Origin of the sequence: Subtercola boreus, from assembly GCF_006716115.1 — a bacterium.
Lineage (GTDB): Bacteria > Actinomycetota > Actinomycetes > Actinomycetales > Microbacteriaceae > Subtercola > Subtercola boreus.
Window position 1 is genome coordinate 748,622 of the sequence record NZ_VFOO01000001.1, and the last position, 11,152, is coordinate 759,773.

8 protein-coding genes and 1 tRNA gene are annotated in these 11,152 nt (G+C 67.1%); 4 read left to right on the plus strand and 5 right to left on the minus strand.

The genetic code is table 11. The features are described from left to right. Positions 1–6: 6 nt before the first annotated feature. Positions 7–1,539: a chitinase gene (locus FB464_RS03520; RefSeq protein WP_116415078.1), complete on the plus strand. Its 1,533-nt coding sequence runs from the start codon at positions 7–9 to the stop codon at positions 1,537–1,539. On the opposite strand, the gene FB464_RS03525 is transcribed toward FB464_RS03520, so the two are convergent. Then, on the minus strand, positions 1,506–3,767 hold the full coding sequence (locus FB464_RS03525; RefSeq protein ID WP_116415077.1) for a sensor histidine kinase: 2,262 nt from the start codon (positions 3,765–3,767) through the stop codon (positions 1,506–1,508). The genes FB464_RS03520 and FB464_RS03525 overlap by 34 nt on opposite strands. Continuing rightward, positions 3,760–4,401 carry a response regulator transcription factor gene (locus FB464_RS03530; RefSeq protein WP_116416619.1) on the minus strand — a complete coding sequence of 214 codons (642 nt, stop codon included), beginning with the start codon at positions 4,399–4,401 and terminating at the stop codon, positions 3,760–3,762. The genes FB464_RS03525 and FB464_RS03530 overlap by 8 nt, the downstream gene beginning before the upstream one ends. A gap of 151 nt (positions 4,402–4,552) precedes the next feature. On the opposite strand from FB464_RS03530, the gene FB464_RS03535 reads away from it, so the two are divergent. From FB464_RS03535 to FB464_RS03545, 3 genes are all read left to right on the plus strand, one after another. After that, positions 4,553–4,626, plus strand: a tRNA-Met gene (locus FB464_RS03535). Positions 4,627–4,788: 162 nt separating this feature from the next. Continuing rightward, entirely contained in the window at positions 4,789–6,807 is a 2,019-nt protein-coding gene (locus FB464_RS03540; RefSeq protein ID WP_116415076.1) for a substrate-binding domain-containing protein, read from the plus strand. Positions 6,808–6,877: 70 nt separating this feature from the next. Continuing rightward, positions 6,878–8,509 (plus strand): HNH endonuclease signature motif containing protein, encoded by a 1,632-nt coding sequence (locus tag FB464_RS03545; protein ID WP_116415075.1) that lies wholly within the window; start codon positions 6,878–6,880, stop codon positions 8,507–8,509. Between the two features lie 247 nt (positions 8,510–8,756). Here FB464_RS03545 and FB464_RS03550 read toward each other — a convergent pair whose 3' ends face one another. From FB464_RS03550 to ku, 3 genes are all read right to left on the minus strand, one after another. Next, complete coding sequence (locus tag FB464_RS03550) at positions 8,757–9,503, minus strand: DUF305 domain-containing protein (RefSeq protein WP_246092911.1); 747 nt, start codon at positions 9,501–9,503, stop codon at positions 8,757–8,759. Continuing rightward, the gene (locus FB464_RS03555) at positions 9,500–10,165 is read right to left on the minus strand and encodes a thioredoxin-like domain-containing protein (RefSeq protein WP_246092912.1); all 666 of its coding nucleotides are present in this window, start codon (positions 10,163–10,165) and stop codon (positions 9,500–9,502) included. Before FB464_RS03555 ends, FB464_RS03550 begins: the two co-directional genes overlap by 4 nt. A 93-nt stretch (positions 10,166–10,258) precedes the next feature. Further along, complete coding sequence (gene ku / locus FB464_RS03560) at positions 10,259–11,110, minus strand: non-homologous end joining protein Ku (RefSeq protein WP_116415074.1); 852 nt, start codon at positions 11,108–11,110, stop codon at positions 10,259–10,261. Positions 11,111–11,152 lie beyond the last annotated feature (42 nt).

The window sequence follows — 11,152 nt, forward strand, 5'->3', positions numbered from 1 at the left end:
CCCGTCATGGCGCGCCCCGGTTCCCGGTTCGCCGGCCGCAGACTGTCGCCGGCGCGACTCGCGCTGAGCGTCGTCGGGGTGCTGGCGGTCGGCGGTGCGCTCGTGGGGGCATCCATGCTGCCCGCGATGCAGGCGGGCGTCCCGGGTGATGCCTCTGCAGGCCAATGGTTCGCCAGCTACTACGACGTGACCCTCGAGACGGGTGGGCAACTGGCTCGCAGTCCGCTCGGCACCTCGACCGGCGGGGCGGTCCTGGCCTTCGTGGTCGCCCAGGCCGACGATGTCTGCACCCCCACGTGGGGCAAGGCCTACAGCCTCGACGACGCGGCAAAGACGTTCGAGCTCGACAGGAGGGTCGAACGGATGCGGCGCGAGGGAGAGCCCTTGGCCGCTTCGTTCGGCGGCTCAGCCAACACGGAGCTGGCCGGAGCGTGCACGACCGTTCCGGAGCTGACCGCCGCCTACCGCACGGTCATGGACCGGTACACCCTCGACGTGATGGATGTCGACATCGAGGGTGACATGCTGGCGAATGTCGCCGCCACGGAGCGCCGCGCGCAGGCCGTCGCCTCGTTGCAGAACGAGCGTCGGATGAACGGCGGGTCCCTCGACGTCTGGCTGACCCTTCCCGTCGCACCCTCCGGCCTCACTCCGGCGGGGCTCGCACAGGTCGAGAGCATGCTCTCAGCGGGAGTCACCCTCGCGGGAGTGAACCTCATGACGATGGACTACGGCACCGACGGGACCATCGCGATGTCGTCTCTCAGCATCGATGCCCTCCAGTCGACGGCCGTCCAGATCCAGGATCTCTGGCGCGCACACGGGCTCGCCCTGCCCGACGGCGGGGTCTGGTCGCTGATCGGCGCCACTCCGATGATCGGCGTCAACGATGTCAAGGGCGAAGTCTTCACGCTGGACGACGCTGCAGCCCTGAACGCCTTCGCGGTCGAGAAGGGCGTCGCCCGCCTGTCGATGTGGTCACTTACCCGCGACCAGACCTGTGGCAGCAACTATCCGACCCTGCACATCGTCTCCACCGCGTGCAGTGGAATCGAGCAGGCCGGAGTGAGCTTCGCGACGGTGCTCGCCGAGGGCTTCACCGGCACACCCTCAGCGAGGCCGGTGACGGTCAGTGATGGAGACGTCATCGAGGATGACCCGGCGACGAGCCCGTATCCTGTCTGGTCGTCGCAGACCTACTACTCGGAAGGGGTCACCGTCGTCTGGCACGGATCGGTGTACGTCTCCAAGTGGTGGAACGAAGACGGTTCGGTGCCGGATGACCCCCGGATCGACACGGCCGGGTCGGCCTGGACCTACATCGGGCCGGTGCTCCCCGGTGACGTGCCGTTCGCCCTGCCCCAGCTGGCGCCGGGCACGTACCCGGAGTGGTCGTCGACGGCCCTGTACGACCAGGGGGACCGGGTGATGCTCGACGGAAGTGGTTACGAGGCGCGGTGGTGGTCCCAGGGCAAGAGTCCCGCACGCTCCGTGCTCGACCACGACTACTCGCCGTGGAAGTTGATCACCGGCCCCTGACCGGGAGCGACCTGCTCACCACGGTTATCCGACTGCACAGCGGCTGCAGCGGCTCCGTATTCGGAGTGGTTGCTGTCGACGGTGACGGTGGCGCTGCCGCCGCGCTGCGGAGGCAGCAGCCGGCCGACCGCCCGTGTGCGCGCGGCGCTGATGGCCGAGGCCATCCACACCAGCACCGGGTCGACGAGTTCGTCGGGGATGCTCCCGCCGCTGTCGTCGAGGAGCACGACGTCGACTCCTCGATCCCGGGCGGCGGCCACGACAGAGACGAGTGGCTCGCGGGCGAGCGACCCGGCGCGGAGACTGTCGCGGAGTTCCCCTTCGAGCGTTGCGTACTCGCGTCGTTCGGCCGCCGTGGCCGTACCGCTCCGGGCGATCCGTTCGAGGAGGGGAATCACGGTCCGGCCGAGCTCGGCAACCCGTGTGGTGAGCTCGGACCGTGCTGCCACCGTCCAGCTCTCCCGTTCTGCCGAGGCCACCGTGTCGTGGTGGAGCGCCGCGATCCGTCTCTGCATGCGGGCCACGACCAGCAGGATCGCCGCCGTGAGGATGATGAGCACGACCAGGCGCACCGTGACCGGAACGATCTGGCTGGCGGGCGAGTGCGTCACGACACCCGTGGCCACGAGGAGGGCGACGGTGAAGACGCCACCGTAGAGCGCAACCCTCAGCCTGCCGCGGAGTGCCAGCGCCACGAACACGAAGACGTACGCGACAGCGAACCACGAGGTGCCGTAGCTGAACGGGAGCGTCGTTGTGCCGGCGACCAGTCCGCCGCAGGCGATCGCCACGACGAGAGCCATCCGACGCCGGGAAGGAACCAGCGTCGGAGTGCGTCGCAGAATCTCGGACGCGAGCAACGCCGCCAGGAGAAGTCCGAGATTGATCGGCCAGGTTCCCGGAAATGCTGCCGAAGCGACGATCGCGCAGACCGTCTGGGTGAGGAGGTAGATGACAGCGACGGCGGCCAGTCCCGCCCGGAGCGCTCCCCGGTCGCCGGAGGCATCCAGCCTCCGGGACGGGGTTGTGGAGCAGGTGAGGCGAACGACCGTACCCGTGCCGGGGAGTGAGATGACGTGGGCAGTGCCCCCGGCGACCCGATCCATCCGTCCGATGATGCTCTGCCTGATGCCGAGACGGTCGTCGGCGACCTCCGATGTGGCAAAGCCCGGGCCGTCGTCCGTGATCGTCACCGTGACGGTGCCTCCGTCGATGCTCAGCTCGACGCGACAGGAACTGCCGGGTGCGTGCTCGAGCGAATTCCGGAGGGCCTGTCGGGTGGCACCCACCAACGCTTCCTGGGTCGCGGCGGGCACCGTCGCCGTGGACTCACCGCGCGCCGAGAAGCCGACTCTGTGCCGGCGAGCCTCATCGGCAAGCGCCATCCGCAGCACGAGGGGCTCCTCGGCCTGCTCGTCGACGAGCCGGGAGACCATCGATGCGGCCTGCGCTGCCTGTGCGGCCAGCAGAGCAGGCGGAATGGGCAGATCCGACGCGGCGAGATTCAGCGTGGCGAGCACCTCGTCGTGCACGAGAGTGGATGCGCGGGTGCGAGCCGCGAGTCGCCCGTGTTCTGCCGATTCGCGTGCCACCGCTGCGGTGCTGGTCGCGGCCGCCGCATCCAGACCCCGGCCCACAGAGAGGATGTGGCCACCGATGACACAGATCACAGCCCCTGTGAGCAGCGCCTGCATGTCGTTGACGATCCCCGCGACGTCCAGACCCCCGTAGAGCGTTCGGTACGCGATGCCTGCCGTCGTGCCGGCCAGCACCGTGATCCACGCCAGGCTCCGCCCGCCCGCCACCAGGGCTGTGGCGGCCGCAGCGCCCGACGCCGAGAGGGTCCACGGGATACGGTCGATACCCTCGGCAGGCACCGCGGCGGGAAACGTGACGAGTGTGACTCCATAGGCGATGACCGCAACCAGTGCGACGACCCGAAGGGTCGCATCCGGCAGCCACCGTGCGCTCGCCCCCGCGACCAGGGTGAAGACGGCGGCGAACCAGCTGAGCGCCACCGCCCACAGGGGGTACGCCGGCGACCCGTCCTGGAAGACCAGGGCCAGATGCACTGCGAGGACGATCACCATCAACAGGGCCGAGTCGATCACCAGCAGCCGTCGCGCCGACCGCTCGCCTGCCCCGATCTGCTCGCCTGCTCCGGTCCGCCCAGCTGCCCCGATCTGCTCGCCTGCTCCGGGCCGCCCAGCTGCCCCGATCTCAGGCACGACGGGGGGCGGGTACGTAGCCGTCTTCCACGCCGCGCTGGTACAGCTCCACCTTCGTCGCGGCGGGCCGGCCGAGGCTCTGATAGAGCGAACGGATGCGACGCAAGTGGTCGTTGACCGTATTCTCCGAGATGAACAGGCGGGTCGCCACCTCCCGGGCTCCCAGCCCGGACGCATAGAGCCCTAAAACCTCGCGTTCGCGTCTGCTGAGCGGTGCTCCGTCGAGAAGAGGGTCGGTGTCGAGGGCTGACGCCCACTCCGTGGTTGGCACGTGCTGGCCTCGGGCAGCCGCTTGGATCGCGGCGACGAGACTGTCACGAGGGGCCGACTTGCGCATGATGCCCAGAACCTCGGCCCGTGATGCAGAGCGCACCAGAAACGGATCCTCACCCGAGGTGAGAACGAGTACGTCGGCACCCCAGTCCCGGATCCGCCGCACGTTCGTGCCCGGATCGGTGAAGTCGCGGAGGCTCAGATCCAGGAGGACGAGATCCGCATCGAGCATAGGTCTCACGAGGTCGTCCACAGTGGGGGCGTGACGCGCGAAGACCAGATCGTCGGCCGAATCCACCAGACTCTGCACCGCAATCGCGACCAGCTGGTGGTCGTCCACCACGGCGACCCTCGTGCTCATCAGCGTCCACCCTCCCACGACGACCGTGACCGACCCATTCCCGACCCTCACGCTAGCGGAATGCGGCGTCCGGTACATGCGCTCAGGATCTCGGTGGGGCGGACGGAACTCCAGGTGTGAGGTAGACTGGGGGAACCAACTCAGGTAGCGGCGCGGGGTGGAGCAGTTCGGTAGCTCGCTGGGCTCATAACCCAGAGGTCGCAGGTTCAAATCCTGTCCCCGCAACAGAACGTATCAACACAGAAGGTCCGGAACCGTCAAGGTTCCGGACCTTCTGTGTTGTGTGTGCGCTGATTCGTGCGAGTATTCCGGACCCCGTCCATCCCGATTCCACACGCTGTTCACAAGGGCCCTCTAGGTTTCGTCCACCGGTGAAAAGGGGGAGCCATGTTCAGCGTTCGTCGACAGTACCTTCGTCGCCTCTCGGGCGTCATGGCGGGTGCGCTCGTCGCCGTTTCGGCCGCTGGCTTTGTCGCGGCCCCCGCCCACGCAGAGATGCTGCTGCCGATATCAGGGAGCGGTTCCACCTGGGCACAGAACGCTCTCGACGGGTGGAGAAAAGACCTCGCGATGGACACGGGGCAGACCGTCAACTATTTCGGAAATGGTTCTGCGGCGGGTCGGCAGGACTTCCTCAACGAGAGCGTCGACTTCGCGATCAGTGAGATGCCATTCCAGGCCCATCCGGAGGACGGTTCCGCACCCGAACTGCCGAGAACTCCGTACACGACCGTCCCTATCGCGGCCGGTGCGACCACTTTCATGTACAACCTGAAGATCAACGGGACCAGGGTCACCAGCCTGCGGCTGAGCGGAGAGACGGTCACCCGCATCTTCACGGGGACAATCACCAACTGGAACGACCCCCGCATAGCATCCGACAACCCGACGCTGCCGCTGCCGGACAAAGCCATTGTACCGGTGCTCCGTTCCGACGCCTCCGGTTCCACAGCGCAGTTCACCGGCTGGATGTCCGGTCAATACCCGCGACTGTGGAACGCTTTCTGCGCCGGCGTCGGGCGATCCAGCCCCTGTGGTTCAACGGCCCAGTTCCCCGCTTTCGGCAATGCCAAGTCGCAGTCGGGCTCTCTGGGTGTCGCCGGCTTTGTCAGCCAGGACTATGGCGAAGGTGCCATCACGTACGTGGAGAACAGCTACGCGGTGAAGAGCGGCTTCCCCACAGCAGAGGTGCGGAACGTGGCAGGTGCATACGCTGCTCCAACGGCGACAGCGGTGGCCGTCGCTCTCATGAGTTCGCGGACGACCGCCGCAGACCCGAACTCGGCCAGCGACCTCGCTGGCGCCTACAACAGCACCGACGTGCGGGCGTACCCGCTCTCGTATTACACCAACATGATCATCCCTGCGGCAGAGAACAAAATGTTCACCACCGCAAAGGGCGCCTCCCTGACGGCCTTTGCGCGTTACGCGCTCTGTGCGGGCCAGCAGAGGGCGGAAAGTCTCGGCTACGCGCCCCTGCCGAAGAACCTGGTGCGAGCGGCGTTCAGTCGGCTTCTCTACGTTCCTGGATCCGAGTCTTTGAACAAGGATCTCAGCACGTGTGCCAACCCGGCCTTCTCCATCCCGTCGACACCCACCGGCCCCCTCGCGCCCACATTCACGTCCCAGACCCCACCGGCAGGCACGGTTGGCGGCGCGTACGGTTACAGGTTCACTGCAAGCGGCAACCCTGCGCCGACTTTCTCACTCGCCACGGGCAAGCTGCCAACCGGCCTCACCCTCTCCTCAACAGGCACACTCTTGGGCACACCCACCAGCGTCGGAAGTTCGACCTTCACCGTCACCGCGAGCAGCGGGATCGGTCCTGACGCGACCACCGGCCCGATCACCCTGACAATTGGTCCCGCTTGGTCAGCACCGAAGATCACCATCGGCGCCGTACCCCAGGGCACGGTCCAGACCGCCTACACCTATACCGTGTCTGCGACAGGGAACCCCCGGCCCACTTTCGCGGTGACATCCGGCACGCTTCCCCCCGGGCTGGCCCTCAGCAGCAGTGGAAAGCTGTCGGGTGTACCCACCCGTGCGGGCACAACGACATTCCGTGTCACAGCCAGCAACGGAATCCTTCCCGACGCCACCACAGCGTCGCTCACCCTCACCGTGAATCCGCAGACCGTCGCACCGATCCTCACAGCGAAGTCCCCACCGCCCGGGGTCCTCCGATCGACGTACTCATACACCTTCATCGCGAGCGGCTATCCCAAGCCCACCTTTACCGTCACGTCGGGCGCACTTCCCGCCGGACTCACCCTCACCAGCTCGGGAACACTCAGCGGCACACCCACCAAGGCGGGGACCTCCACCTTCACCGTCGAAGCGCGAAACGGCACCAAGCCCGATTCGAACAGTGGCGTTCTCGTTCTCACAGTGAAGCTGAAGTAGCGAGCCCACTCGAAACCGGCCAAAGAGGCATTGTTGAGGCAATGTCAGTGGTTGGTGTTTGACTGTGGGTATGAACCAGCCAGCCGCTCCCGTCCCCGACATCGCTTCGGTGATGCAGTGGGTTCTGGATGCCCGGCGGCAGTTTGACGCATTGTTGGCCGGTGCCGGTGGGGCTGCCGCGCCCTGCGGGCTTGCCGACGACGCCCTGGTGGCGGGGGTGGTGCAGGTGGAGTCGTTGGGCCGGATCATCGACGGGTTACGTATCAGGGTGGTTGGGGAGGTGGCGGCTCGTTCTGCTGCCGAGTACGGCGCGGACGGGCTTGCCCGGTCGCATAACTTCCGTACCGTGCCGAAGTTCGTGGCTGCGGTGACGGGGGTGCGGGAGCAGACGGTCAAGGAAAGGGTAAGGCTGGCCTCGCAGGTGCATACGACTATGTCGCTGGCGGGGTTGCCGAACCTGCCGCGGTTCCCGCTCGTCGCGGGGGCGCTCGCGCGGGGTGATCTGGGGGTGGATGCGGCGACCGCGATCACGCGCCGTCTCTCCGAGGCCGCGGCGAAGGTGGGTTTCACTGAGGAGATCTCGGAGGCGGAAGCTGATCTGGTGGGGTTGGCGCAGCAGACGTCGGGCGGTTTCGGGTATTCGGCGAATGAGGTGGATGCCCTGGCGATCCGGTGCCGGGAGCACCTCGACCCCGACGGTGCTGAGCCTCGTGGGGCTGACTTGCACGAGAAGCGGTATCTGGAGTTGAAGGCGCACCGTTCGGGGATGACGTCGATCCGGGGTCTGTTGTCCCCGTCGATGGCCGCGATCGTCGCGTCAGCGTTGGAACCAAGCACGTCCCCGCGGATCGTCGCGTTCGAACCCGACCCGGCCGACCCGCCGGCACCCGACGATGTGCCGGTCGATGGTCTGATCGCGGATACCCGCACCGTGGGTCAGAAACGTGCAGATGCGCTTGTGAATTTGGTGCAGGTCGCGGCGGGCAGGCCGGAGATGCCGCGCCTGAATGGTGCCGCACCCACCGTGAACCTGCACGCCACCCTCGAAGACGTGGTGTCCGGGCGCGGTGTGGGTTGGATCGACGGCCTGACCGCCCCTGTTCCGTACTCGACGGTCGAGGCGCTTCTGTGTCATGGGGATGTGATCACGACCCTGTTCGGGGAGCACGGGCAGGTGCTCCAGCACGGGAAGACTCGGCGCCTGTTCACGGCCGCGCAGAACCGTGCCCTCGCGGCGCGGGATGGTGGGTGTGTGTGGCCGGGCTGCGACGCACCCCCGTCCTGGTGCGAGTCGCATCACGTCGACGGGTGGCAATCCGACACCCACCCTGGCGGGTTCACGGATATCGACAACGGGGCGCTGCTATGCCACTTTCACCACACGAACGTGCACAAAACACACTGGACACTCACCATCCGGAACGGCACCCCGCACCTCATCCCACCGGAATGGCTCGACTGGACCCAAACCCCCAGACCCTGCCAACAAAACCGGGCCAGACAACGAATCGGCTCCCACCCGCCGGGCCCGCACAACCCCGCCCGGCACCGCCCACCCCCAACCCCACAGCCCAACCGAGATTCGAGCGACCCCCCAGCCTGCGCCCCTCCCCACCACGACCCCCGACCCGGCGAGTCTCAATCGAGCATTCCGCCACCGACCGATTGGTGGCTCGAACACCGTCAGAGCGACACCGGGTAGAACGACGCCCTGATCCCGGCCACCCAGCCGACCATCCCAGGGTCGTGCGCCGCATGCCCGGCTACTCCACCGCTCCAGCCACGCGCATCCAGAACCACACCCACCGAAGGCAAGCCCGCAGGGCGCGGCAGCAGACGGCGTGCGACAGCGCACGTCGGGCAGCGCGCGGTCAGCGAAGAGCCGCAGGAACACGCCGGCATCGCCGCGCACCCACCGCGGGGCGGGAGGGGAGCCTAGGCGCAGGAGCCTAGGAGCGGGCGGCGAGCAGCTCGGTCATGTAGCCGATCTCGCTGGACTGCGCCTTGATGATCGAGTTGGCGAGGGCGAGCACGTCCGCGTTGGTCGACCGCTCGACAAGCGCCTGCGCCATCTCCACGCCGCCCCTGTGGTGCGCGATCATCAGGGTGAGGAAGAGTTTCTCTGCATCGACGCCGGTGAGCGTCCGGAGGTTCGCAAGGTCCGCGGCGGAGGCCATCCCGGGCATGAGTGTGCCGGGCACGAAGGCGTCCCCGGCGCCGGGAGTCGACTCCGTGGAGCTCATGTTCATGCCGTGGTCGGAGGCGCTCTGGTCGAGCGTCGGCAGCGTCATCCACGTCATCTGCGGCGACGGGGAGACCTGGGGGAGGCCCCAGAGGTTCAGCCACGCGAACATCTGGCCGGCCTGCTGCCCCTGGGAGGTCGCGATGTCGTAGGCGAGCTGACTGACCTCGGGGTCGGTGGTCTGCTCCCGTACCGTCATCGCCATGTCGATGGCCTGTTGGTGGTGAACCTGCATGTCGCGGGCGAAACCGGCTTCGGCACTGAGTGTCGACGGGTAGGTGATCGTGGGTGTGGTCACCCGTCCGACAACCAGGCCGATCGCGACGAGGAGCACCGCGCCGATGGCGATCGCGATGCGCATCCGAACCGTGCGACTCGACCGCGAAGCAGCTGTGGATCCGGCGCCGTCGTCACTATCGGCCATCAGGTCGGCATCATCGTCCAATCCGGTCACGACACCAGGCCGGGAGCGGTCACACCACCGGTGCAGGCGGCGCCCGGCTCGGGCGCGTCCGGCGACTGCCAGTACGTCTTCAGGAAGTCGGCGAGCCGCGTGTCGTCGACTCCGGTCAGCTGGATCTGGGCGCCCCACGCCGAGGCGACCACGGGGGAGGGCAGGCCCACGTAGGGGGAGAGCACGATGTAGGTGGTGGGGAGCGCCGCGCGCAGTGCGGTGAGCTGGTCTCCGCTGACCTGGGAGGCGTCGTAGGTGACCCAGACGGCGCCGTGCTCGAGGTCGTGCACCGCGTTCTCGTTGGGGACCGGCTGGTCGTAGACGCCGCAGTTCAGCCAGACGGCCGCGTGGTTGCCGCCGACCGGGGGAACCTGCGGGTAGTCCACGGTGCCGGTGACGTGGTTCTGGGTGAGTCCGGTGAAGGTCTGCACGCCCTCGGCCTTCGTCGCGACGGGGGCGGGGGTGGAACCCGATCCGGTGACCACGAAGACGATGACCAGCACGATGATCAGGGCGGCCGCGCCGATACCGCCACCGATGCCGATCCGGCGGTTGCGCGTCTGCCTCGCCTGTTCGCGCTTCATGGCCGCGACCTTCTCGGCCCGGCGAGCGTCGCGCTCCTGCTTGACGGTCAGGGCGTTGTTGTTGTTACCGGATGCCACGGGGGGAGCCTCTTCTTCTCAGGGGGGTGTTCTCGCAGGTGTGCCTGAGTCAGAATAGCGATCCCGATTGGGAGGAATCTGTTAAAGGGACAACTAACTCGCGCTCTTCTTCGAACGGGCCGGAGTCTTGGCCGCTGTCTCGCGCGATCCGCGGCTCTTCTCGACGCTCTGGCGGAGCGCCTCCATCAGGTCGAGCACCTCGCCGCCCGAACTGTCCTCGTCCTCGTCGTCGGATGTCTCGCCGAACGTCTCCTCGGTGTCCACCGAGTCGCCCTTGGCCAGCTTGGCGTCGATGAGTTCGCGCAACTGCAGCTGGTAGTCGTCGCTGAACTTGCCGGGTTCGAAGTCGGTCGAGTACGAGTCGACGAGCTTGGCCGACATGTCGAGTTCCTTGCGGGTGACGGTGGGATGGTCATCCAGACTCGGGAACTTCGCCTCCCGTACCTCGTCGTCCCAGAGGAGGGTCTGCAGCAACAGAACGTCGCCGGTCACCCGGAGGGCGGCGAGACGGCTCTTCTGGCGGAGGGCGAAGTGGACGATGGCGACGCGCTCCGTCTCTTCGAGCGTACGGCGGAGCAGGGCGTAGGCCTTCGACGACTTCGAATCGGGTTCGAGGTAGTAGCTCTTGTCGAACCGGATCGGATCGATCTGGTCGCTCGGCACGAACTCGACGACGTCGATCTCGCGGCTCTTCTCGGCGGGCAGGGAGGCGAGATCGTCCGCGGTGATGATCACCGTGCGTTCCCCGTCGTCGTAGGCCTTGTCGATGTGCGCGTATTCGACCACTTTTCCGTCGATCTCGCAGACACGCTGGTACCGGATGCGCCCGCCGTCCTTGTCGTGCACCTGGTGCAGCGAGATGTCATGATCTTCGGTCGCGCTGTAGACCTTCACGGGCACGTTCACCAGCCCGAACGTGATGGCACCCTTCCAAATGGATCTCATGCCCTCCAGTGTGGCGCGGCGACCCGTCAAGAGCTAGTGCCT